The sequence below is a fragment of the Streptomyces sp. NPDC056452 genome, from assembly GCF_042796085.1.
Classification (GTDB): Bacteria; Actinomycetota; Actinomycetes; order Streptomycetales; family Streptomycetaceae; genus Streptomyces.
Genome location: NZ_JBHTRI010000009.1, coordinates 99,843 through 122,363, shown reverse-complemented (window position 1 = coordinate 122,363; position 22,521 = coordinate 99,843). Strand labels below are relative to the sequence as shown.

Genomic DNA, 22,521 nt, shown 5'->3' with positions numbered 1-22,521 from the left:
CCGGCCGGTACGGGGCCCGCGTAGGGTCTTTCGTCTGGGTCAAGGCCCCGCGGGCCCGGCATGACCCAGACGCGAGGCCCTAAGGTCGGGCCCCATGCCGGACAACGGGCCCCAAGCCTTCTCCACCAGCCGCCTCGACGCGCTGCCGCTCGATGTCGCGCACGCCGACGAGATGGCCGCCGTCCTCGCCGACCCCTCCCTGTACGCGTACACGGGAGGCGCCCCGGAGGACACGGACACCCTGCGCGCCCGCTACGCCCGCCAGAGCGCCGGCTCCCCGGACCCCGCCGAGCTGTGGTGGAACTGGGTGCTCCGGGTGCGTACCGACGGGTGCCTGGCCGGCTACGTACAGGCGACCGTGCGCGGTTCGCGGGCCGAGATCGCCTGGGTGCTCGGGGGCGCGTGGCAGGGCCGGGGGTACGCGAAGGAGGCGGCGGCCGGACTCGTCGAGCACCTGCGGGACGGAGGCCGGGTCCGCACCGTCCTCGCGCACATCCACCCCGCCCACGCGGCATCGGCCGCCGTGGCCACCGCGGCCGGGCTCGCCCCGACCGAGGTGTGGGAGGACGGCGAGGTGCGGTGGCGCAGGGACCTCTCGGGCGGCGCTGCCGGGCAGGCCGAACAGCCGGAGTGAGCTCTCCGGGTCGGTGCGTCCGGCCTGCTCCGGTGCCATGCTGGAGAAGAGGTACGGAGGTCACGATGGGCTTCTACACGGAGCAGGTCGTGCCGAGGATCGTCAACGTCGCGTGCGGCGCCAGGACGGCCGCACCGCTGCGCCAACGGGTCTGCGAGGGCCTGAGCGGCACCGTCGTCGAGATCGGCTTCGGCTCGGGCCACAACGTTCCCTTCTACCCCGAGGCCGTCGCCGGTGTGGACGCGGTCGAGCCCTCCTCGGTCGCGTGGGAACTCGCCGGCAAACGCATCAAGGCGTCGGGCGTCCCGGTGCGGCGCGCAGGTCTGGACGGCCAGTCGTTGCCGTTCGAGGACGACAGTTTCGATGCCGCCCTGTCCACGTGGACGCTGTGCACCATCCCCGACCCCGCTGCCGCCCTGCGCGAGGTGCGGCGCGTCCTCGAACCCGGCGGGGCACTGCACTTCGTGGAGCACGGGCTGGCCCCGGAGACGGACGGCAACGTCCGCCGCTGGCAGCGTCGCCTCGATCCGCTGGAGCAACGGGTGTTCGGCGGGTGCCACCTCACCCGGCCGATCGTCGACATGCTGAGGGCCGCCGGATTCAAGGTGATGGACCTCGACGTCTTCTACGAGAAGGGCGCCCCGAAGGTGATGGGCGCCGATTCGCTGGGCGTCGCGCTGTCCCCCTGACGCCGGTCACCCCGCGGAGTAGGGTGTCCGGCCATGACCGAACCCACCTTCCTGACGACCACCCGAGCGTCGTACGACGCCTTCGCCGACGAATACGCCGCACACTTCCAGGACGAGCTCGCCGCCAAGCCCATCGACCGGGCCGTACTGGCGGGCTTCGCCGAACTCGTCACTGGCGAGGGCGGTGGGCCCGTGGCCGACGTGGGCTGCGGAACCGGACGGGTGACGAAGCATCTGCACGCTCTGGGCGTCGACGTGTTCGGCGTCGACCTGTCTCCGGGGATGCTCGCGGAGGCGCGGCGGCACTACCCGGATCTGCGGTTCGAGGAAGGGTCGATGCTCGGCCTCGACCTGCCGGACGGCGGGCTGGGCGGGCTGCTTGCCTGGTACTCGACGATCCACGTACCGGACGAGCAACTGCCGCAGGTCTTCGCCGAGTTCCACCGGGTCCTCGCCCCGGGCGGTCATCTCCTGCTGGGGTTCCAGGCCGGTGAGGAGGTGGTGCGCCGGACGGACGCGTGGGGGCGCGACATCGAACTCGACTTCATCCGCCGCCAACCCGAGTGGATGGCCGGGCTGTTGGTCGCGGCGGGCCTGACGATGAAGGCCCGGACGGTGCGGGAGATCGACGAGGAGAGCGCCTTCCCCGAGCCGACCCCGCAGGCCTTCCTGCTGGCACGCAAGCCCAGGTCATGACAGGAACCAGGTACGTGTAGGTGTCACGCGCGGGGCCGGCCTGCCGCCACCAGCTCCGCCACGTCGAGCGTCACCTTGGCGCCGATGGAGTCGGGGAGTGCGGCCGCCCGGCCAGGTGCGTACACCTCGTGGCTGTTGTACTCGCCACCGGTCGGCTCCGTCAGGACGTGCACCCGGCTGTGCTTGCGGTCGACGATCACATGGACCGGGATATCGGCCTCGGCGTACACGGCGACCTTGTCGCGCAGGTCGTTCTTGTAGTTGCTGGAGGTCACCTCCAGCACGAGGCGGAAGACGGCCGGGTCGTAGCAGTTGTTCTCGATCAGGTGCTCGTCGTCATCGGCATCGACGACGGCCAGGTCGGGAATGGCGTAGTCCTCGGGCCCGCCGGGCAGCCCGGGCCTCCTGGAACGGCTGGTGTCGAGACCATCATCGTAGGGCGGGCCACCCCACTTCGTCCTGTAAGCGGTGCGCCACCCGGCCGAGCGAAGCAGGAACGGCCCCGCACTCGTGAGGGGTGCAGGGCCGTTCCGTACACGTAATTGCTACAGCTTCTCGATCACGTAGTCGATGCAGGCCGTCAGTGCCTGGACGTCCGCCGGGTCGATCGCCGGGAACATCGCCACGCGCAGCTGGTTGCGGCCCAGCTTGCGGTACGGCTCCGTGTCGACGATCCCGTTGGCGCGCAGCACCTTGGCGACCGCGGACGCGTCGATCTCGTCCGCGAAGTCGATCGTGCCGATGACCTGCGAGCGCTTCGCGGGGTCGGTGACGAACGGGGTCGCGTACTTGGACTCCTCGGCCCAGCCGTACAGGTTCTGGGAGGAGGCGGCCGTGCGGCCGGTGGTGAAGTCCAGGCCGCCTTGGGTGTTCATCCACTTCAGCTGCTCGTTCAGCAGGAAGAGGGTGGCGAGCGCCGGGGTGTTGTACGTCTGGTTCTTCAGCGAGTTGTCGATCGCCGTGGGCAGCGAGAAGAACTCCGGGATGTGCCGGCCGGAGGCGTGGATCCGGGCGGCGCGGTCCAGGGCCGCCGGGGAGAACACGCCGATCCACAGGCCGCCGTCGGAGGCGAAGGACTTCTGCGGGGCGAAGTAGTAGACGTCCGTCTCGGTGATGTCGACCGGCAGGCCGCCCGCACCGGAGGTGGCGTCCACCAGGACGAGTGAACCCTCGTCGGCGCCCGCGACCCGCTTGACCGGTGCCGCGACACCGGTGGAGGTCTCGTTGTGCGTGAAGGCGTAGACGTCGACGCCCGCCTCGGCCTTCGGGTCCGGGTGGGTGCCCGGGTCGGAGGCGATGACGGTGGGGTCGGCCAGCCACGGGGCGAGCTTGGCCGCCTTCGCGAACTTCGACGAGAACTCGCCGAAGTTCAGGTGCTGGGACTTGTCCTCGATGAGCCCGTGCGTCGCCACGTCCCAGAAGGCGGTGGAGCCGCCGTTGCCCAGGATGACCTCGTACCCCTCGGGGAGGGAGAAGAGGCTGCGGACGCCGTCACGTACCTCGCCGACCAGGTTCTTGACCGGGGCCTGGCGATGGGACGTACCGAGCAGGGAGGTGCCGGTGGCGGCCAGCGCGTCGACCGCCTCCGTCCGCACCTTGGAGGGTCCGGCGCCGAAACGTCCGTCGGCGGGCTTGATGTCAGCGGGAATCTGGATATCGGCCACGGTCCGGAGCGTAGTCCCTCGGGGACGCGGCCAGGGACCGTGTCCGTCGGATGAGACGCACGCTCCGTCCCGTGGACGGCCGATGCGGCGGGGAAGGATCAGCCCAGGTCGACCGGGAGCTCGTACAGGTCGTTCTGGGTCACGATCGGCTTGTTGCGGAGCTCCGAGGCCGGAACCGCGAGGTCCAGGTCGGGGAAACGCTCGTACAGCGCGGGGAGTGCCACCCCGGCCTCCAGCCGGGACAGTGCCGCACCCGGGCAGACGTGCGGGCCGTGGCCGAACGCGATGTGGCGGTTCGGGGAGCGGGTGGCGTCGAAGTCGCCCGCGGTCGGCCCGTACTGCTTCTCGTCCCGGCCCAGCGCGCCGAAGGAGACGATCAGCGCCTCACCCTTGGGCAGCACCTTGTCGCCGACCTGGACGTCCTCCGTGGCGAACCGGATCAGGACGTGCGAGGTGGGAGTGTTCCAGCGCAGGGTCTCCTCGATCACGTTCTCCCACGGGATCTCCCCGCTCAGCACCCGCTTGCGCTGCTCGGGGTGCGTCTGGAGCGCCTCGACGACGTTGACGACCAGGCTGATGGTCGTCTCATGGCCGGCCGCGATGATCAGCTGGAGGGTGTTGACGATCTCCTCGTTGGTGAGGTGGTCGCCCTCCTCGGAGGCCGCGATCAGCGCGCTCGTCAGGTCGTCGCCCGGGTTCGCCCGCTTGTCGTCGACGATCTTCGTGAACAGGGTGCCGAGGTCCGCCATCATCTGCGGGACCTCCTCCGGCGGCGTCTGCGTCGAGAAGAACTTCTCGAACAGCTCCTTGAGCCGGGGGTGGTCGGCCGCGTCCACGCCCATCAGCTCGCTGATGACGTTCATCGGCAGGGGGTAGGCGAACTCCGCCTTCAGGTCGACGGGCTCGCCCTTCGGCAGGGCGGCCAGCCGGTCCAGGCTCGCGTTCGTCAGCGCCTCGATGCCCGCCCGCAGCCGCTCCACCCGCTTCACGGTCAGCGCCTGCGCGACGAGGGCACGCAGCCTGCGGTGCTCGGGGCCGTCCACCGTGAGCATCGAGCGGCCCGGGTTGGCGAGACCGATCAGCGGCCAGTCCATCGGTATCTCGCCGCGCTGCCACGCGTTCCAGACGTTGATGTCCTTGACCACACGGCTGTCGGTGAGCAGCTGGCGCGCCTCGGCGTGATGCGTCACCGCGTAGCAGTGCACCCCGCCGGGCAGCTCCACCTCGGCCAGCGGTCCGGCGGCGCGCAGCGCCGAGCTCTCCGAATCGAGGTCGGCGACAAAGGGATCGAGGACGATCCGGGTCATTTCTGGCCTCCAAGGGCGGGGGTGGGCGTGAACTGCACCGGCAGGTCCGTCAGCCCACGCAGCCACGGGGACGGGCGCCGGGTGAGCCGGTCCGCGGGGACGGCGAGGTCCACGTCCGGAAGCCGGTCCAGGAGCACCTCGATCCCCGTACGGGCGACGACCTCGGCCGTCTCCTGCGCGGGGAAGGGGCAGCGGTGCTCCCCGTGCCCGAAGGAGAGGAAGGCGTTGTTGCCGCCGGTGAGCGTGGAGCCGTCGGTGCGCACCTGCGGGTCGCCGTTCGCGGCGGCGATGCCGAGGAGCAGCAGGTCACCGGAGCGGATGTGACGTCCGCCGAGGTGGGTGTCGCGGGAGGCCCAGCGGCCCGCCACGTTCTGGGTGGGGGTGTCCTCCCAGAGCACCTCGTTCATGGCCTCGGCGACGCTGTGCCGGCCGCCGGACAGCGAAGCGGCGAAGCGGTCGTCGGTCAGCATCAGCCGCAGCGAGTTGCCCATCCAGTCGGCGGTCGGCTGGTGGCCCGCCGCCATCATGACCATGAGGTCCTGGGCGACCTCCTCGTCGGTGAAACCGCCGGGGTCGTTCAGCATCCTGGTCGCGACGTCGTCGCCGGGCTCGGCGTGCTTGTCGGCCAGGAGCTGGAACATGGACGTGGCGAGGAGCTGCTGTCCGGCGAGGGCCCGCTCACGGCCGTCGATCATGTCGTTGAGCGCGCCGACGAGGGCTGCGCCGACCTCGTTGCTGAAGCCGTAGAGCTTCGCGAGGATCAGGGCGGGCAGCAGCGTGGCGTACTCGGCGATGATGTCGGTCCGGCCGGTGGAGCAGAACCGGTCGATGAGGCCGTCGGCGAACTCCTCCGCGTACCGCTTCAGCGCGAACGGGTCGACGCCCTCCAGCGCGTTGCTGATCATCGCGGCCCGGACGCTGTGCCGTTCGCCGACCGTGTAGAGGATCGAGGGCTGCTTGCGGCCGATCATCGGGAGCAGCGGCCAGGTGTCGGGGATGCTGTCCCACTGGTTCCACAGGTCGGAGTCCCGGCTGAAGAGCACCGGGTCGTTGGTGACCTGGTGCAGCTCGCGGTAGCCGAGGATCAGCCAGGCGGGGACGTCGCCGTCGAGCACGACCGGCGCCACGGCACCGTGGTCGCGCCGCATGTCCCGGTAGAGCTGCACGGGATCGGTCTGGAACCGCTCTCCGGACAGCGGGACGGAACCGTGGGACACGGGGCACTGGGTCACAGCGTGGGCTCCGGGGTCTTTGCGGCCGCCGCCGAGGCCGTGCTTCCTGCCAGGGCCGCCTCGGCGGTCCGGGATCGGGCGACGGAGAGTGCGTGGAGGTGCTCGACGAGCGTGATCAGGACGTACTTGCTGGAGGACCGGTCCCGGGCGTCGCACTCGACGAGCGGAACGTCGGGGGAGAGGTCCAGCGCCTCGCGGATCTGCTGCTCGGTGTGGAGCGGGCCGCCGAAGTCGTTGCACGCGACGATGAACGGCGTGCCGTGGTGCTCCAGCCGGTCGATCGCGTACCAGGAGTCGGCGAGCCGCCGGGTGTCGACGAGAACGACGGCACCGAGGGTCCCGGAGAAGAGGCGGTCCCACAGGAACCAGAATCGTTCCTGTCCGGGTGCGCCGAAGAGATAGAGGACCGAGCGCGCGTCGAGCGTGATCCGGCCGAAGTCGAAGGCGACCGTGGTGGACGTCTTGGACTGCACACCGTCGAGGTGGTCGACGGCCTCGCCCGCGCGGGTCATGGTCTCTTCGGTGTTGAGCGGGCGGATCTCGCTCACGGAACGGACCATGGTGGTCTTGCCGACCCCGAAGCCGCCCACAACGACGATCTTCAGTCCGTTGTCGGCTGTCGCCTGCAGGGCGGCACGGTCAGAGGTTGCGGAGTCCAACGAGCACCTGTTCCAGGGTGTCGGTGTCGGGGAGCCGGTCCTCGACACGGGCAGTACGGGGATGGCGGGCGCTGATCCGGCCGGTGTCGAGCAGGTCGCAGAGCATGATGCGGACGATGCTGACGGGCAGATTCAGGGTGGCCGAGACTTCGACGACCGCGGTGGGGCGCCGGCACATCCGCAGGATCGCGACGTGCTCCGACTGCATACCGGGGGTCGGGTCGCACTCGGCGACCACGAGCGTCACGAGGTCGAACGCGGCCGAGTCGGACCGGCTGCGGCCACCGGTGAGGGTGTACAGCCGGTCCGGGTCGTCGTCGCGTCCGGGGCGGGGGCGCGGCGCCGACGTCATACGTCCGCGGTTTCCGCGGCTTTGGCCGCTGCGTCGTCCACTTCTACGGGAGTGCGGGGCGGGGCGACGAGGTACTCGCCGAGCTGCTCGACGAGTTCGCTCATGTTGTGGCCGACGAGGCCGACGTCGGAGTCCTCGGCGGCCACGACCGCGAGATGGGCGCCGGCGCCCGCCTCGACGATGAACAGCACACCGCCGTAGAACTCGGCCATCGCGGACCGTACGCCACCCGTGCCGTCACCGAACTCGATGGACGCTCCGTGCGACAGGCTCTGGATACCGGCGGAGATCGCGGCCAGCTGGTCGGCCTGGTCGACGGAGAGCTCGGGGGTGCGGCAAAGCTTGAGGCCGTCCCGGGACAGGACGAGGGCGTGCCGGGCGCCGGGCGTGCGGTCGAGCAGCCCCTCCAGCAGCCAGTTGAGCTTCTCGTCGGTGGTCGCGGTCATCGGGTGTTGCCTTCCGGGTGCGGGGAGTTGGCTCGTACCGCCTGGCTGAAGGTGCTGAAGCGTGCTGCCTGGACCTTCGCGTCGGTGGTACGGGGCCTGGGGGAATCGGCTCCGCCGGGGGTGGCGTTGCCGGTACGGGATTCGGCGGCGGCCAGGGTGCGGCCACGGCGGCGCTTGGGCAGGCCGCTGTCGCCGAACTGGGGCACTGCACCGGTGGATTCGGAATCGGAATCCGTCGAGGACCCGGGTACGGGCTCGGGGGAGCCCTGGTCCTGCGTGTCCGCCGCGGGGGCGGCGGACGGTGTCGCCGCCGTCGCGTGGTCGGGCTCCGGCTCGGGGCGGGCGGCGGGCACGGGGGCCGGCAAGGGAGTACGGGAGATGAGCTCCTGCGGCAGCATCATCAGCGCGCCCGTGCCGCCGCGCGCGGACGGCCGGAAGGAGACGGTGAGGCCGTGCTTGCGGGCCAGCCGGCCGACGACGGCGAGGCCGAGCCGGGTGCCGGACAGGGCCGTGAGGTCCTGGTTCTCGGCGGACACGGCACGCTCCGCACGGCGCAGCTGCACATCGCTCATCACCAGACCGCTGTCCTCGACGGTGACGACGATGCCGGCCGGTACCTCCTCCACGTACACGTGCACCTCGGCCGTGGGCGGCGAGAAGTTGGTGGCGTTGTCGAGGAGTTCCGCGAGCGCGTGCATGACACCCTCGGCGGCGTGACCGGCGATCGCGACGTCACTCGTGGAGTGCAGGCGGATGCGCTGGTAGCTGCCGATACGGCCCATCGCGCCGCGCAGGATCGACTCCATGACGATCGGCTTCGCCCAGCGGCGCCCGGAACGCGCGCCGGTGAGCACGGCGATGGAGTCCGCGAGACGGCCTGCCTGGGCGGTGCGGTGGTCCAGGTGCAGCAGATCGCCCAGGACGTCCTCGGCGGTGTGGCGGTGCTCCATCTCGCGCAGGTCGGCCAGCATGCTCGTGGCCAGGGCCTGCATCCGGCCGGCGGCGTTGGCGCACGCGGCGACCGCGGCCGCGCGTTCGGTCTCACTGCGCCGGGCACGGGCGGTGAGCCGCTCGGCCTCGGCGCCGAGGCGGGCGCTCTGCTCGGAGGCATCGGCGGTGACCCGGGCGACCCTGTCGTGCGCCTCACTGGTGACGCGGGCGGTCTCGGCGGCGGCCGCGGCTCTGATGCGGGCGGTCTCCGCGGTGTAGCGCTGGGCCTCCGAGGCGGAGGTCGAGACGAGGCGGGAGGTCTCGGCGGTGAAGCGTTCGGCGTCGGAGGCCCGCAGGGCGCGCAGGTTGCGCGCGGCGGCGAGCGCGCGGACCGTGACGGTCGCCGCGGCGCACAGCAGCACGGCAGCTGCGCTCGCCCCCCAGATGACCGGGGTCCGTACCGAGGTGGGCGAGGCGGCGGCCGCCCACAGGCACAGGGAACCGGTGACGGCTGCCGAGATCAGCAGGGCGAGTGCGGTTGGCCGGAGTGAAGGGCGCAATCGGAGTCCTCGGGGCGGACGGTTCGGGGCGGGGGCAGGGACAATACGGACGCTTCGGTGCGGCTGTGTTGAAAGAACCACAACTGGAGCTGATTGTTCCTGATCAAGTCACGGCAACTATAGGAGAATTGACGAGTTGTTTGGGGATTCCTTGTGGTCACTTCTGTTTGAAATCTGGTTCGGAAGGTGCCTCGTCCGGGCGTTCCGGGCCTCGCTCGCCGGATGAAACGGCGTGGCGGGTGGGGAAGTGGTGACGAATGTGGCGGTATGTCCCCTGTGGGGAGCTTGATTTGTCACGATCGTCGCTCACAGGCGAACGGGCAGCTAGTGTGAGCGCTCCGGTGCAGCCGACCTCCCAGGTCGGGCGCACTGCCGTATGACACACCGAGCGCCTTGAGGGGGAGGCGCCGCGTGGGCCCCGACGGAGGACGCAGGCAACCGTGGACGCGCAAGGCCGTGGGCGGGACGAGGGCATCGACCCCGCAGACCAGTGGGTACTCAACCCGGACACCGGTGATTACGAACTGCGACTGACCCCCTCCACAGGGCGATCAGCCGCACCGGCTTCCTCCAGAAGCAGGAGATCCGGAAGCGGCACATCCGGAGGCTCCGCATCCGCGCCCTCCCCGCGCCGCCGTTCCGGCCCGGCGGCACCGCCGGACGAGGAGCGGACCTCCGTGCCCGGACAGCGCGGCGGACGCAGGTCCGGCCGCGGGGACCGGGACGACGCACGGCAGCCGGGCGGTCGCGCCGCGGGCCGGGCGGCCGGGCCGTCGACGGGGCGCCGCAGGCCGAAGCCGAAGAAGACCGCCAAGAAGAAGGCACTGGTCTGGACGGGCGGCGTGCTGGCGTTCCTGCTGGTCGGCGTCGGTACCGCGGGCTACCTCGTGTACCAGCACTTCAACGGCAACATCACCTCCGTCTCCAGCGACGGTGCCGGCACCGGCGGCTTCAGTAAGGACCGCCCGATCAACATCCTGGTGATCGGGACCGACAAGCGGACCGGCAAGGGCAACGAGGGCTACGGGGACAAGGGCAGCGTCGGCCACGCCGACACCACGATCCTCTTCCACGTCTCCAAGGACCGTACGAACGCGACCGCGCTGAGCATTCCGCGCGACCTGATAACGGACATCCCGGACTGCCCGACGGACCAGAGCGACGGCACGACCAAGGACATCGCAGGAACCCCGGGCAAACGGTTCAACGAGAGCCTCGGGCAGTCCGGGCGTACGCCCAGCTGCACCATGCGCACCATCACGGAGATCACCGGGATGAAGGTCGACCACTTCATGGTGGCCGACTTCAACGCGGTCAAGACCATGACCGCGGCCGTGGACGGGGTGGACGTCTGCCTCGCCAAGGACATCGACGACCCGGACTCCCACCTCAAGCTCGACAAGGGCGAGCACACCCTCGACGGTGAGCAGGCCCTGGCCTTCCTGCGGACCCGGCACTCGGTCGGATTCGGCGGCGACCTGAGCCGGATCGAGATCCAGCAGCAGTTCCTGGGCTCGCTGATGCGGAAGCTGAAGTCCAACGAGACCCTGACGAGCCCCACGAAGATGTGGAGCCTCGCGGAGGCGGGCACCAAGGCGCTGACCGTCGACGACAAGATCAGTGACATCAACCAGCTCCGCAAACTGGGCATGGAACTGGCCTCGGTCGACCCGAAGAACATCACCTTCACCACGGTGCCGGTGATAGACAACCCGACCGAGAAGGTGAAGGCCACGGTCGTCCTGGACGAGACCAAGGCCCCGCAGGTGTTCTCGATGATGCGCGAGGACGTCTCCTTCACCGCGGTGGAGAAGCAGGAGAAGGCCGCGGCCAAGGCCAAGGACGCCGCCAAGCTCAAGGGCGAGATGGCCGACCCGGCGGACGTCCGGGTCGACGTCTTCAACGGCGGAGCCCCGGCAGGGTCCGCGCAGGAAGCGCTGGACTGGCTGCAGAACGAGGAGGGCGTACTCAAGTCCGCCAACCAGGCCAACGCACCCGAGAAGGTGGCGAAGACCCAGTTGGTCTACGCCCCCAACCAGGCGGACCAGGCGCGCCGGCTGGCCGACCTCATGGGCCTGTCGGCCTCGGCCCTGAAGCCGACGACGAGGGACGCGGGCGCGATGGACCCGATGGTGCTGACGCTGGGCCCGGACTTCAAGGAAGCGGGCACCCCGCTCGCGGCCCCGCAGAAGGCCCCGGAGGACATCCAGCAGGTCCAGGCGGACAAGGCGGTCTGCGCCAAGTAACCCCACGGCGGCCCGATCCCGCGCACCCCAGCCCGTCCGGCGTTCGAGGACGGAGCCGGTGCTCCGGACCGGGCCGCCCGTGCAGGGGCCCGCCCGCACCTGACTTGCCGGCACCGCACCCGCGCTACGCGCGCACCCGCACCCGGTCCACCGCCCGGATCACCGCCGCGGCCAGCCGCCCGTTCTCCGGCGCGGGCCCGCCCGGCAGCGCGAACCGGCGTCGCGTGTAGCCGTAGGCCACACCGTGGACCGGGTCGGCGAACGCCTGCGACCCCGCGGCACCCGCGTGCCCGAACGCCCCCTCGCCCAGGAACGGGTAAGGCACCTGCGACGCCTCGAAGCCGACCGTGAAGGGGTTCGGCTCTCCGGTCACCACGTCGTCGCCCGTCCACCGCACCCGGCCGACCTCGGCCAGCACGTCCGGCTTGAGCAGGGGTGCCCGGCCGTCCACCTCCGAGATCGCCGCCGCGTACATCCCGGCCAGCCCGCGCGCCGATGCCACCCCGCCGGCCGAGGCCTGGCCGAGGGCGCGCACGGCACGGGTGTTGGCGAATTCGACGAGGTCGAGGGGCGGGTCCGACGTCCAGCCGAACGCGAGCGACATCAGGCCCTCCGGGTCCACGGGGTTCGCCTCGGCCTCCGCGGCCTGCTCGGGCGTGGGCACGCCGGGCCGGATGGCCACGTACCGCGGTTCGAGCGCCTCGGGCAGCCCCAGGTGGAAGTCCAGACCGTACGGGGCGCGTACCCGCTCCTCGAACAGCTCCTGGATCGACCGCCCGGTGGCCCTGCGCACGACCTCACCGGTGAGGGCGCCGATCACCAGCGCGTGGTAGCCGTACGCCGTTCCCGGTTCCCAGAACGGCCGCTGGCCCGCCAGCCGCTCGGCGAGTATCCGGTCGTCGGCCAGCTCCGCGACGCCGAGTCCGCCGTCCGCCCAGACCACGCCGGAGCGGTGCGAGACCAGCTCGTGCAGGGTCAGCCCGCCCTTGCCCTCGGCGGCGAACTCCGGCCAGTACGACGCGACCGTCCGGTCCAGGTCCAGGACGCCGTCCTGGACGAGCAGGGCGAGGACGAGGTGCGCGGCGCCCTTGGTGGAGGAGTACACCGCGGGCAGTGAATCCCCGGCGATCCCCTCCCCGGCCCACAGGTCCACCACCCGGCGGCCGTGGTGTTGGACGGCGAGCTGGCCGCCCGGCTCGGTGTGGTCCTCGGCGAGTACGGCGGCGAACTCCTCCCGTACGTCCTCGAAGCCGGCCGCGACCGTGCCGTGCACGGTGATGGTCCTGTCCTCGTCCGACATGGCGTGCCCCCGGAGTGATCGGTTCGGTTGGACTGTCCTCAGCTGCCAACTTCCCGACCCCGGCGCTTCATTCCCCGCGGTCGACGATCTCCCTTGCGAGCGCGACCAGTTGGGGCAGGGCAGGGTGGCCGGGCCCGTCCCGCCGGGCCAGCAGGACGGGCAGTGGCGGGGCGTCGTCGAGCGGCCGGTACGCGACCCCGGCGTGCGGGTGCATGTCGGCGGTGGACGCGGCGGAGACGCCGGCCCCGCGGCCCGCGGCGATGGCGGTGAGCCAGTCGTCGGTGTTGGCGACGGTGAGCGTGGAGGCGGGCCGCGCGTGCGGGGGCCACAGGCCGAGCGTGGTGGTGCCGGAGACGGTGTTCAGGACGACGGCACCGCCGGCCAGGTCGGCGAGCGACAGCGACCGGCGGGCGGCGAGCGGTCCGTCGGCGGCGACGGCCGCGACCCGGTTCTCGGTGAACAGCAGCTCGGTGACGAGCCCCGGCGCGTCCACCGGCCCGCGCAGGAGCGCCGCGTCGACCTCGCCACGGGTCAGGCCGGCCGTACGGTCGTCGATCCGCAGCAGTTCGAGCGGGGTCTGCGGGTGGCGCTGCTGCCAGGTCCGCAGCAGGGGTGTGGTGTACGGGCCGAACGCCGACCAGGCGTGCCCGAGCCGCAGCGGCCAGTGGCGCAGCCGTCCCGCGTCGACGGCCTCGTCGAAGGCGCCGACCGCGGCGGCGGCCTTGTCCCGGAAGAGGACGCCCTCGGTGGTGAGGGCGAGATGGTGCGTGGACCGGTCGACGAGCCGGACGCCCAAGTGCTTCTCCAGGGCCGCGAGCGTCCGGGAGACGACGGGCTGGGTGAGCCGGAGCCTGGAGGCGGCCCGGGTGACGCTGCCCTCCTCGGCGATCGCGAGGAAGGCGCGAAGGTGCCGGAGCTCGATACCGCGTCCGCCGCCCCCGCCACTGTCCTGTCCTGTGCTCATGCGTGGGGAGCATAACGGGAGCGCAATCGGCATTTCACGCGAGGCGCGCCCGTCTCTACGGTGAAGGGGTGAGGCCTGAGCGGGTAGTGCCGTACTGTGGACCCACTAGTGCACTCCACTGAACTTTTTTGAAAGGTCCCAGGTGAACGACCAGCGCAGTGCCGCAGAGCCGGCCGCAGCCGTCGCCGTACCGGAGGCGGTGTCCGCGCTCGACGAGCCCGGCCACGGCCGCCCGGGCCGTCCCGGCGCCCGCAGGGCGGCCCTCGTGCCGGTCGCGCTGGTGGTCGCCGGCGGGCTCTCCGTGCAGTTCGGCGCGGCGGTCGCGGTCCTGCTGATGCCGAAGGCCGGCGCACTCGGCGTGGTCACGCTGCGGCTGGCCGCCGCCGCGCTCGTCCTGCTGGTCGTCTGCCGTCCGAAGCTGCGCGGGCACTCCCGGGCGGACTGGGGCACGGTCGTGGCGTTCGGCATCGCGATGGGCGGCATGAACACGCTCTTCTACCAGGCCGCCGACCGCATCCCGCTGGGCGCCGCCGTCACCCTCGAGGTGCTGGGTCCCCTGGTCCTCTCCGTCGTCGCGTCCCGCCGCCTGGTCAACTTCGTCTGGGCGGGCCTGGCCCTCGGCGGCGTCGTCCTGCTGAGCGGCGGAGGCTTCGACCGCCTGGACCCGGTCGGAGCGGCGTTCGCCCTGGGGGCGGGCGCGATGTGGGCGGCGTACATCGTCTTCAGCGCACGCACCGGCCGCCGCTTCCCGCAGGCGGACGGCCTGGCCCTGGCGATGGTCGTCGCGGCGGTCCTCACGCTCCCGCTCGGCATCATGGAAGCCGGCTCGAAGCTCCTGGTGCCGTCCACGCTGGCCCTGGGCGCGGCCGTGGCCGTGCTGAGCTCGGTCCTCCCGTACACCCTGGAGCTCATGGCCCTGCGCCGTCTGCCCGCACCCACCTTCGCGATCCTGATGAGCCTGGAGCCCGCCATCGCCGCCACGGCGGGCTTCCTCATCCTCGACCAGGCGCTCTCCGCGACCGACGCCCTGGCCATCGCCCTGGTCATCGGCGCCAGCATGGGTGCGGTGCGCGCCGCGTCGCGCAGAGGGACCATGGAAGTGAGCTGAGGAAGGGGGCCCGCCCATGGGATCCGCGAAGGGAACCGATGAGTACGACGGGCTGTACGCGCACACTCCCTCGCAGGCCGAGGGTGACCGCGACGAACCCGCCGGGAGCAACCGGGCCTCCGAGGTCCACCCGGACGTTCCACGGACCGAACCCTCACAGGCCGAGGGCGACCGCACGGAGTAGGCCCCTCGTGCCGACCTCCGCGCCATGATTGGGAGTTGTTGTTCGCATTCCGTCGGCGCCCGGCCGCGTGGGGAGTGTCAACAACCGCTCCCGATCACCCGTCCTGGACGACCGGTGAAAAATAATGCAAGCATGCTTGCTTGTTTTCTGGGGCACTGGCATGCTCCGGGGCACACCGCCACGCCCCCAGGGAGCGCACCGTGTCCGATGCATCGGCCGTGACCGTCGCCGTACTCGAGGATCTGCGTCAGGAGAGCAGTGAACTCGACCTGCTGGTAGCCGGACTGAGCGCGGAGGGGTGGGCCGGGCCGACGCCCGCCGAGGGGTGGACCGTCGCCCATCAGATCGCCCACCTGAACTGGACCGACGAGGTCGCGCTGATCGCCGTCACCGAGCCCGACGCCTTCGCCGCCGAGGTCGACAGGGCGGTCGCCGACCCCGGGACCTTCGTCGATCAGGCGGCCGCCGAGAGGGTGGCGCTCCTGCCGCCCGACGCCCTGCTCGTGCAGTGGCGCGAGGACCGGGCGCGGCTTCACGAGGCGCTGCTGGCGGCGCCCGCCGGGGCGAAGTTCCCCTGGTACGGGCCGCCCATGAGCGTCGCCTCGATGGCGACCGCGCGGCTCATGGAGACCTGGGCGCACGGGCAGGACGTCGCCGACGCCCTCGGTGTGACACGGAAGCCGACCGGACGGCTGCGGCATGTGGCCAGGATCGGGGTGCGGGCCCGGGACTACGCCTACTTCGTGCGGGGCGAGCAGCCACCCGATGAGCCGTTCCGGGTGGAACTGGAGGGACCGGACGGCGAGTTGGCCGTCCATGGGCCCGAGGGTGCCGCGCAGCGCGTCACCGGGCCCCTGCTCGACTTCTGCCTGCTCGTCACCCAGCGCGCCCATCGCGACGACCTCGCCCTGCACGCCGTGGGAGCCGACGCCGAGCGGTGGCTGGACATCGCGCAGGCCTTCGCCGGGCCCGCCGGTCCCGGGCGCCCCCGGCAGGGGGACCGGTGACCCGGCCGCTGCGCATCGGCAACGCCTCCGGCTTCTACGGCGACCGCTTCGACGCCGTACGGGAGATGCTCACCGGCGGTCCCCTCGACGTCCTGACCGGGGACTACCTCGCCGAGCTGACCATGCTGATCCTGGGGCGCAGCCGGCTCAAGGACCCCGAACGCGGGTACGCGTCCACGTTTCTGCGGCAGTTGGAGGAGGGCCTCGGGCTGGCCCACGAACGCGGCGTCAAGATCGTCGCCAACGCGGGAGGGCTCAATCCGGCCGGGCTCGCCGACGCCGTGAGGAAGTTGGCCGACACAGTGGGCGTGCCCGTACGCGTCGCGCATGTCGAGGGCGACAGCCGGCCCGTGCCCGACGGATTCCTCACCGCCAACGCCTACCTCGGCGGCGCCGGGATCGCCGCCTGTCTGCGTGCCGGGGCGGACGTCGTCGTCACCGGACGCGTCACCGACGCCGCCCTCGTCACCGGGCCCGCCGCCGCCCACTTCGGCTGGGGCGACGAGGACCACGACGCCCTCGCCGGGGCCGTCGTCGCCGGGCACGTACTGGAGTGCGGGACCCAGGCCACCGGCGGGAACTACGCGTTCTTCGGTGATCACGACGTACGCAGGCCCGGGTTCCCGCTCGCCGAGATCCACGAGGACGGATCGAGCGTCATCACCAAGCACGACGGTACGGGCGGCGTCGTCGACCTCGGCACCGTCACCGCCCAGCTGCTGTACGAGACCGGCGGGGCCCGGTACGCCGGACCGGACGTCACCGCCCGGCTCGACACCGTACGGCTGACGCAGGACGGGCCGGACCGGGTACGGATCTCCGGGGTGCGGGGCGAGGCGCCGCCGCCCACGCTCAAGGTCGGGCTCAACCGGATCGGCGGCTGGCGCAACGAGGTCGTCTTCGTGCTGACCGGGCTCGACATCGGGGCCAAGGCGCAGCTCGTGCAGGACCAGTTCGCCGACGCCCTGGCCCGCGGCGGGCGGCGGCCCGCCGAGGTGCGGTGGGAGCTGGCCCGTACCGACCGTGCCGACGCCGCGAGCGAGGAGACCGCCAGCGCCCTGCTGCGGCTCGTCGTCCGTGACCGGGACGCGGAAGCGGTCGGGCGCGCGGTGTCCGGGGCGGCCGTCGAGCTGGCGCTCGGCAGCTACCCCGGCTTCCATGTGACCGCCCCGCCCGGGAAGGGCGCGCCCTACGGGGTGTTCGAGGCCGCTTACGTACAGGCCGAGGAGGTCGGGCACGTGGCCGTCCTGCCGGACGGGGAACGGGAGACCGTGCCCCCGGCCGTACGGTGCAGGGCCCTCGAAGAGGTCGAGGAGCCCGGGCTCCCGGAGCCGCTGCCCTCCGGCCCCACCCTCTCCGCGCCGCTCGGCCGTGTCGCCGGAGCCCGCAGCGGCGACAAGGGCGGTGACGCCAACGTGGGTGTCTGGGTACGCAGCGACGACGCGTGGCGGTGGCTGGCCCACGAGCTGACCGTCGCCCGCTTCCAGGAGCTGCTCCCGGAGACCGCCGGGCTCACCGTCGTACGCCATGTCCTGCCGAACCTGCGGGCACTGAACTTCGTCGTCCACGGCCTCCTCGGCGAGGGCGTCGCCGCGCAGGCCCGCTTCGATCCGCAGGCCAAGGCGGTGGGGGAGTGGCTGCGGTCCCGGTGCCTGCCCGTTCCCGTGGCGCTGCTGGAAACAACGGAGGTGACCGCATGACCGTCCTGTCCACCGCACTCGACACCGCCGGCCCCGAATACGCCGCCCACCGCGAGGCCATGCTCGCGAAACTCGCCGAGCTCGACACCGAGCACGCCAAGGCCCTGGCGGGCGGCGGCGAGAAGTACGTGGCACGGCACAGGAAGCGCGGCAAACTGCTGGCCCGCGAGCGGATCGAGCTGCTGGTCGACCCGGACACCCCGTTCCTGGAGCTGTCCCCCCTCGCCGCGTGGGGCAGTGCCTCCCCCGAGTACACCGTCGGGGCCTCGCTCGTCACCGGGATCGGGGTCGTGGAGGGGGTCGAGTGCCTGATCACCGCCAACGACCCGACCGTGCGCGGCGGTGCCTCCAACCCGTGGACGCTCAAGAAGGCCCTGCGCGCCAACGAGATCGCCTTCGCCAACCGGCTGCCCTGCATCAGCCTCGTCGAGTCGGGCGGGGCCGATCTGCCCTCGCAGAAGGAGATCTTCATCCCGGGGGGAGCGCTGTTCCGCGACCTCACCCGGCTGTCGGCGGCCGGGATCCCCACCGTCGCCGTCGTCTTCGGGAACTCCACCGCGGGCGGCGCGTACGTCCCCGGGATGTCCGACCACACCGTGATGATCAAGGAGCAGTCGAAGGTCTTCCTCGGCGGGCCGCCGCTGGTGAAGATGGCCACCGGTGAGGAGAGCGACGACGAATCGCTCGGCGGCGCCGAGATGCACGCCCGCACCTCCGGGCTCGCCGACCACTTCGCGCTCGACGAGCACGACGCGCTGCGGCAGGCCCGGCGGATCGTCGCCCGCCTCAACTGGCGTAAGGCGCACGCCGATCCGGGGGCCGTTGAGCCGCCGAAGTACGACGAGGACGAACTCGTCGGGATCGTCCCGGGGGACCTCAAGGTCCCCTTCGACCCGCGCGAGGTCATCGCCCGGATCGTCGACGGATCGGACTTCGACGCGTTCAAGCCGCTCTACGGGACGAGCCTGGTCACCGGCTGGGCGCGGCTGCACGGCTATCCGGTCGGCATCCTCGCCAATGCCCAGGGCGTGCTGTTCAGCGAGGAGTCGCAGAAGGCCGCGCAGTTCATCCAGCTCGCCAACCAGCGCGACATCCCGCTGCTTTTCCTGCACAACACCACCGGCTACATGGTCGGCAAGGAGTACGAGCAGGGCGGCATCATCAAGCACGGCGCGATGATGATCAACGCGGTGTCGAACTCGAAGGTCCCGCACCTGTCCGTGCTGATGGGAGCCTCCTACGGGGCCGGCCACTACGGCATGTGCGGCCGCGCCTACGACCCCCGCTTCCTCTTCGCCTGGCCCAGCAGCAAGTCCGCCGTCATGGGCCCCCAGCAGCTCGCCGGCGTCCTGTCGATCGTCGCCCGCGCCTCCTCCGCCGCGAGGGGCCTGCCCTACGACGACGAGGCCGACGCGGGACTGCGCGCCATGGTGGAGCAGCAGATCGAGTCGGAGTCGCTGCCCATGTTCCTCTCGGGGCGGTTGTACGACGACGGGGTCATCGACCCGCGCGACACCAGGACCGTCCTCGGGATGTGCCTGTCCGCGATCCACACGGCACCGGTCGAGGGCGCCCGCGGCGGCTTCGGCATCTTCCGGATGTGAGGCCCAGATGATCACCACTCTCCTTGTCGCCAACCGCGGCGAGATCGCCTGCCGGATCTTCCGCACCTGCCGTGAACTGGGCATCTCCACCGTCGCCGTGTACTCGGACGCGGACGCCGGAGCCCTGCACGTACGGGAGGCGGACACCGCCGTGCGCCTCCCGGGGGCCGCACCCGCCGATACGTATCTGCGCGGCGACCTCGTCGTCGCCGCGGCCCTCGCCGCGGGCGCCGACGCCGTACACCCCGGGTACGGCTTCCTCTCCGAGAACGCCGGATTCGCCCAGGCCGTGCAGGACGCGGGCCTCGTATGGGTGGGGCCGCCGGTGAAGGCCATCGAGCTGATGGCGTCCAAGACCCGGGCCAAGGAGCTGATGGCCGCCGCCGAGGTGCCCCTCCTCGCCCCCGTCGACCCGGTCCGCGCCACCGCCGAGGACCTTCCGCTGCTGCTCAAGGCGGCGGCGGGCGGCGGCGGACGCGGGATGCGTATCGTGCGCGAACTCGACGACCTGCCGGGCGAGTTGACCGCCGCCTCCGCGGAGGCGGCCTCGGCCTTCGGGGACGGCGAGGTCTTCGCCGAGCCGTACGTCGAACGCGGCCGGCACGTCGAGGTCCAGGTCATGGCGGACGACCGGGGAACGGTGTGGGCGCTCGGCACCCGCGACTGCTCGCTCCAGCGCCGCCACCAGAAAGTCATCGAGGAGGCCCCCGCGCCCGGGCTCGACGAGGCGCTGCGGCAGCGGCTGCACGACGCCGCGGTCGCGGCCGCGCAGACGGTGGGCTACCGGGGCGCGGGGACCGTCGAGTTCCTCGTATCGGCCGAAGGGCGCCCGTACTTCCTGGAGATGAACACCCGCCTCCAGGTCGAACACCCCGTCACGGAGGCGGTGTTCGGGCTCGACCTTGTCGCCCTGCAGCTCCGGGTCGCGGAGGGCGAACCGCTGCCCGCCGCCACGCCCCCGAAGCCGCACGGGCACGCCGTCGAGGCCCGGCTGTACGCCGAGGACCCCGCCGCCGGCTGGCAGCCGCAGACCGGGACGCTGCACACCCTGGAGGTGCCGGACGAGCCCGGGCTGCGCCTCGACACCGGGTACGCCGGCGGCGACACCGTCGGGGTGCACTACGACCCGATGCTCGCCAAGGTCATCGCGCACGCGCCGACCCGTACCGAAGCCGTACGCCTCCTCGCCCGCGCCCTCGAACGCGCCCGCATCCACGGGCCGGTCACCAACCGGGACCTGCTCGTACGGTCCCTGCGCCACCCGGACTTCACCGGTGCCCGGCCGGACACCGGCTTCTACGACCGGCACCTCGCCGCCCTCACCCCCGGGCCCGACGCCGGGGAGCAACGACTCGCCGCGACCGCCGCCGCCCTCGCCCGGGCCGCCGACCGGCCCGCCTCGGGCCCCGCCCGTTTCGGAGCCTGGCGCAACGTCGCCTCCCGGCCCCAGGCCAGGAGCTACCGCGGCGAACCCGACGGCAGCGAGCACGAGATCACCTACCGGACGGGGCGCGGCGGCCTCCTGCCGGAATCCGGCGAGCGGGTCGTCCTGGCCGCACCCGGCAGCGTCCGTCTCGAAACGGGCGGCGTCACCCGGCACTTCGCCGTCGCGGAACACGGCGGGCGGGTGTACGTGGACGGCGACCGCGGCTCGTACACCTTCACCGCCCTGCCCCGCTTCACCGACCCCACCGAACGCACCGAACCCGGCTCCCTGCTCGCACCCATGCCCGGCACCGTCGTCCGCCTCGCGGACGGGCTCGCGCCGGGCGTGGCCGTCGAGGCCGGACAGCCGCTGATCTGGCTGGAGGCGATGAAGATGGAGCACCGCATCCTCGCCCCGGCCTCCGGCACCCTCACCGTGCTCCACGCCGCCCCCGGCCACCAGGTCGAGGTCGGCGCCCTGCTCGCCGTCGTCACCGAACCCGCAGACACGGGATCCGCCGCACCGGAGGAGAACGCATGAGCACCGTCCTCGAAACCGAAGAGCACAAGGCGCTGCGCGCCGCCGTCGCCGCACTCGGCACGCGTTACGGGCGCGACTACATGACCTCCGTGATCCGTGAGGGCTCCCACCCCCACGAGCTGTGGAGCGACGCCGCCAAACTCGGCTACCTCGGCGTCAACCTCCCCGAGGAGCACGGTGGCGGAGGCGGCGGCATGGCCGAACTCTCCATCGTCCTGGAGGAGCTCGGCGCCGCCGGATCGCCCCTGCTGATGATGGTCGTCTCGCCCGCCATCTGCGGCACCGTCATAGCCCGCTTCGGCACGGAGAGCCAGAAGCGGCAATGGCTGCCCGGCCTCGCCGACGGCAGCCTCACCATGGCCTTCGGCATCACCGAACCCGACGCCGGGTCCAATTCCCACCGCATCACCACGACGGCCCGCCGCGAGAGCGGGGGAGGCTGGGTCCTCACCGGGCGCAAGGTCTTCGTCTCCGGCGTCGACATCGCGGACGCCACCCTCATCGTCGGGCGCACCGAGGACGCGCGGTCCGGCACGCTCAAGCCCTGCCTGTTCATCGTCCCGCGCGACGCCCCCGGCTTCGGACGCTCACAGATCGACATGGAACTCCACGCGCCGGAGAAGCAGTTCGAGCTGACCCTCGACGACGTGCGGCTGCCCGCCGACGCGCTGGTGGGCGATGAGGACGCCGGCCTGCTCCAGCTGTTCGCCGGGCTCAACCCCGAGCGGATCATGACGGCCGCGTTCGGTATCGGGATGGGGCGGTACGCGCTCGGCAAGGCCGTCGAGTACGCGCGCACCCGCCAGGTGTGGAAGGCGCCGATCGGCTCCCACCAGGCCATCGCGCACCCCCTCGCCATCGCCCACATCGAACTGGAACTGGCCCGGCTCATGATGCAGAAGGCGGCCCGGCTGTACGACGAGGGCGACGACATCGGCGCCGGAGAGGCCGCCAACATGGCCAAGTACGCGGCCGGCGAAGCCTGTGTGAAGGCTGTCGACCAGGCCGTCCACACCCTCGGCGGCAACGGCCTCACCCGCGAGTACGGCCTCGCCTCCCTGATCACGGCGGCACGCGTGGCCCGCATCGCTCCCGTCAGCCGGGAGATGATCCTGAACTACGTCTCCCACCAGTCGCTGGGTCTGCCGAAGTCGTACTGAGGACGCTCTTGGTCCAGGGTCTCCCCATTCCGTACGGCAGGGGCGATTCTGTCTCTTCACACCCGCGCGGCGGCCCCGCTCCCCGGAGCGGGGTCCCGCGCCCGCCGCACCGC

At 71.8% G+C, this 22,521-nt stretch carries 21 protein-coding genes; 11 read left to right on the top strand and 10 right to left on the bottom strand.

Annotation, left to right across the window (positions count from 1 at the left end):
* Window positions 1–94 precede the first annotated feature (94 nt).
* The 3 genes from ACFQ6X_RS11710 (at window position 95) to ACFQ6X_RS11700 (ending at window position 2,019) form a co-directional block, all read left to right on the top strand.
* On the top strand, window positions 95–634 hold the full coding sequence (locus ACFQ6X_RS11710) for a GNAT family N-acetyltransferase (protein ID WP_383179611.1): 540 nt from the start codon (window positions 95–97) through the stop codon (window positions 632–634).
* A 65-nt stretch (window positions 635–699) separates the two neighbouring features.
* Entirely contained in the window at window positions 700–1,323 is a 624-nt protein-coding gene (locus tag ACFQ6X_RS11705) for a class I SAM-dependent methyltransferase (RefSeq protein WP_383179609.1), read from the top strand.
* A gap of 33 nt (window positions 1,324–1,356) precedes the next feature.
* Entirely contained in the window at window positions 1,357–2,019 is a 663-nt protein-coding gene (locus tag ACFQ6X_RS11700) for a class I SAM-dependent DNA methyltransferase (RefSeq protein ID WP_383179606.1), read from the top strand.
* 23 nt (window positions 2,020–2,042) lie between these two features.
* On the opposite strand, the gene ACFQ6X_RS11695 is transcribed toward ACFQ6X_RS11700, so the two are convergent.
* The 8 genes from ACFQ6X_RS11695 to ACFQ6X_RS11660 form a co-directional block, all read right to left on the bottom strand.
* Window positions 2,043–2,513: a Uma2 family endonuclease gene (locus ACFQ6X_RS11695; protein WP_383179891.1), complete on the bottom strand. Its 471-nt coding sequence runs from the start codon at window positions 2,511–2,513 to the stop codon at window positions 2,043–2,045.
* 51 nt (window positions 2,514–2,564) lie between these two features.
* The gene (gene serC / locus ACFQ6X_RS11690; RefSeq protein ID WP_383179604.1) at window positions 2,565–3,683 is read right to left on the bottom strand and encodes a phosphoserine transaminase; all 1,119 of its coding nucleotides are present in this window, start codon (window positions 3,681–3,683) and stop codon (window positions 2,565–2,567) included.
* A 98-nt stretch (window positions 3,684–3,781) separates the two neighbouring features.
* Window positions 3,782–4,990 carry a cytochrome P450 gene (locus tag ACFQ6X_RS11685; protein ID WP_383179601.1) on the bottom strand — a complete coding sequence of 403 codons (1,209 nt, stop codon included), beginning with the start codon at window positions 4,988–4,990 and terminating at the stop codon, window positions 3,782–3,784.
* Complete coding sequence (locus tag ACFQ6X_RS11680) at window positions 4,987–6,222, bottom strand: cytochrome P450 (RefSeq protein WP_383179598.1); 1,236 nt, start codon at window positions 6,220–6,222, stop codon at window positions 4,987–4,989. Before ACFQ6X_RS11680 ends, ACFQ6X_RS11685 begins: the two co-directional genes overlap by 4 nt.
* On the bottom strand, window positions 6,219–6,881 hold the full coding sequence (locus ACFQ6X_RS11675; RefSeq protein ID WP_383179595.1) for an ATP/GTP-binding protein: 663 nt from the start codon (window positions 6,879–6,881) through the stop codon (window positions 6,219–6,221). The genes ACFQ6X_RS11680 and ACFQ6X_RS11675 overlap by 4 nt, the downstream gene beginning before the upstream one ends.
* Complete coding sequence (locus ACFQ6X_RS11670) at window positions 6,862–7,233, bottom strand: DUF742 domain-containing protein (RefSeq protein ID WP_383179592.1); 372 nt, start codon at window positions 7,231–7,233, stop codon at window positions 6,862–6,864. The genes ACFQ6X_RS11675 and ACFQ6X_RS11670 overlap by 20 nt, the downstream gene beginning before the upstream one ends.
* On the bottom strand, window positions 7,230–7,679 hold the full coding sequence (locus ACFQ6X_RS11665) for a roadblock/LC7 domain-containing protein (protein ID WP_383179589.1): 450 nt from the start codon (window positions 7,677–7,679) through the stop codon (window positions 7,230–7,232). The genes ACFQ6X_RS11670 and ACFQ6X_RS11665 overlap by 4 nt, the downstream gene beginning before the upstream one ends.
* A complete protein-coding gene (locus tag ACFQ6X_RS11660) occupies window positions 7,676–9,169 on the bottom strand; it encodes a sensor histidine kinase (RefSeq protein WP_383179586.1) in 1,494 nt (497 codons plus the stop codon). The genes ACFQ6X_RS11665 and ACFQ6X_RS11660 overlap by 4 nt, the downstream gene beginning before the upstream one ends.
* Window positions 9,170–9,609: 440 nt before the next feature.
* On the opposite strand from ACFQ6X_RS11660, the gene ACFQ6X_RS11655 reads away from it, so the two are divergent.
* Window positions 9,610–11,415, top strand: a complete 1,806-nt coding sequence (locus ACFQ6X_RS11655) for an LCP family protein (protein WP_383179583.1) — start codon at window positions 9,610–9,612, stop codon at window positions 11,413–11,415.
* 124 nt (window positions 11,416–11,539) lie between these two features.
* Here ACFQ6X_RS11655 and ACFQ6X_RS11650 read toward each other — a convergent pair whose 3' ends face one another.
* Together ACFQ6X_RS11650 and ACFQ6X_RS11645 are read right to left on the bottom strand one after the other, a co-directional pair.
* Window positions 11,540–12,715, bottom strand: coding sequence for a serine hydrolase domain-containing protein (locus ACFQ6X_RS11650; protein WP_383179580.1), 1,176 nt, complete (start codon window positions 12,713–12,715; stop codon window positions 11,540–11,542).
* A 67-nt stretch (window positions 12,716–12,782) separates the two neighbouring features.
* A complete protein-coding gene (locus ACFQ6X_RS11645; RefSeq protein WP_383179578.1) occupies window positions 12,783–13,679 on the bottom strand; it encodes a LysR family transcriptional regulator in 897 nt (298 codons plus the stop codon).
* A 142-nt stretch (window positions 13,680–13,821) separates the two neighbouring features.
* On the opposite strand from ACFQ6X_RS11645, the gene ACFQ6X_RS11640 reads away from it, so the two are divergent.
* The 7 genes from ACFQ6X_RS11640 to ACFQ6X_RS11610 all read left to right on the top strand — a co-directional run bounded on the left by ACFQ6X_RS11640 (window position 13,822) and on the right by ACFQ6X_RS11610 (window position 22,408).
* The gene (locus ACFQ6X_RS11640; protein ID WP_383179575.1) at window positions 13,822–14,787 is read left to right on the top strand and encodes a DMT family transporter; all 966 of its coding nucleotides are present in this window, start codon (window positions 13,822–13,824) and stop codon (window positions 14,785–14,787) included.
* A 16-nt stretch (window positions 14,788–14,803) separates the two neighbouring features.
* Window positions 14,804–14,971 carry a hypothetical protein gene (locus ACFQ6X_RS11635; RefSeq protein ID WP_383179573.1) on the top strand — a complete coding sequence of 56 codons (168 nt, stop codon included), beginning with the start codon at window positions 14,804–14,806 and terminating at the stop codon, window positions 14,969–14,971.
* A gap of 200 nt (window positions 14,972–15,171) precedes the next feature.
* A complete protein-coding gene (locus ACFQ6X_RS11630) occupies window positions 15,172–15,978 on the top strand; it encodes a TIGR03084 family metal-binding protein (protein WP_383179570.1) in 807 nt (268 codons plus the stop codon).
* A complete protein-coding gene (locus ACFQ6X_RS11625; RefSeq protein WP_383179567.1) occupies window positions 15,975–17,678 on the top strand; it encodes an acyclic terpene utilization AtuA family protein in 1,704 nt (567 codons plus the stop codon). The genes ACFQ6X_RS11630 and ACFQ6X_RS11625 overlap by 4 nt, the downstream gene beginning before the upstream one ends.
* A complete protein-coding gene (locus ACFQ6X_RS11620) occupies window positions 17,675–19,282 on the top strand; it encodes an acyl-CoA carboxylase subunit beta (protein ID WP_383179564.1) in 1,608 nt (535 codons plus the stop codon). The genes ACFQ6X_RS11625 and ACFQ6X_RS11620 overlap by 4 nt, the downstream gene beginning before the upstream one ends.
* 7 nt (window positions 19,283–19,289) lie before the next feature.
* Entirely contained in the window at window positions 19,290–21,248 is a 1,959-nt protein-coding gene (locus ACFQ6X_RS11615; protein WP_383179561.1) for an acetyl/propionyl/methylcrotonyl-CoA carboxylase subunit alpha, read from the top strand.
* Window positions 21,245–22,408, top strand: coding sequence for an acyl-CoA dehydrogenase family protein (locus ACFQ6X_RS11610; protein WP_383179558.1), 1,164 nt, complete (start codon window positions 21,245–21,247; stop codon window positions 22,406–22,408). The genes ACFQ6X_RS11615 and ACFQ6X_RS11610 overlap by 4 nt, the downstream gene beginning before the upstream one ends.
* Window positions 22,409–22,521 lie beyond the last annotated feature (113 nt).

What these genes read in the sequence shown, in the direction of transcription:
- ACFQ6X_RS11710 (WP_383179611.1), top strand. Translation starts at nt 95, where the DNA reads ATGCCGGACAACGGGCCCCAAGCCTTCTCCACCAGCCGCCTCGACGCG.
- ACFQ6X_RS11705 (WP_383179609.1), top strand. Translation starts at nt 700, where the DNA reads ATGGGCTTCTACACGGAGCAGGTCGTGCCGAGGATCGTCAACGTCGCG.
- ACFQ6X_RS11700 (WP_383179606.1), top strand. Translation starts at nt 1,357, where the DNA reads ATGACCGAACCCACCTTCCTGACGACCACCCGAGCGTCGTACGACGCC.
- ACFQ6X_RS11685 (WP_383179601.1), bottom strand. Translation starts at nt 4,990, where the DNA reads ATGACCCGGATCGTCCTCGATCCCTTTGTCGCCGACCTCGATTCGGAG.
- ACFQ6X_RS11670 (WP_383179592.1), bottom strand. Translation starts at nt 7,233, where the DNA reads ATGACGTCGGCGCCGCGCCCCCGCCCCGGACGCGACGACGACCCGGAC.
- ACFQ6X_RS11665 (WP_383179589.1), bottom strand. Translation starts at nt 7,679, where the DNA reads ATGACCGCGACCACCGACGAGAAGCTCAACTGGCTGCTGGAGGGGCTG.
- ACFQ6X_RS11650 (WP_383179580.1), bottom strand. Translation starts at nt 12,715, where the DNA reads ATGTCGGACGAGGACAGGACCATCACCGTGCACGGCACGGTCGCGGCC.
- ACFQ6X_RS11645 (WP_383179578.1), bottom strand. Translation starts at nt 13,679, where the DNA reads ATGAGCACAGGACAGGACAGTGGCGGGGGCGGCGGACGCGGTATCGAG.
- ACFQ6X_RS11635 (WP_383179573.1), top strand. Translation starts at nt 14,804, where the DNA reads ATGGGATCCGCGAAGGGAACCGATGAGTACGACGGGCTGTACGCGCAC.
- ACFQ6X_RS11620 (WP_383179564.1), top strand. Translation starts at nt 17,675, where the DNA reads ATGACCGTCCTGTCCACCGCACTCGACACCGCCGGCCCCGAATACGCC.
- ACFQ6X_RS11615 (WP_383179561.1), top strand. Translation starts at nt 19,290, where the DNA reads ATGATCACCACTCTCCTTGTCGCCAACCGCGGCGAGATCGCCTGCCGG.
- ACFQ6X_RS11610 (WP_383179558.1), top strand. Translation starts at nt 21,245, where the DNA reads ATGAGCACCGTCCTCGAAACCGAAGAGCACAAGGCGCTGCGCGCCGCC.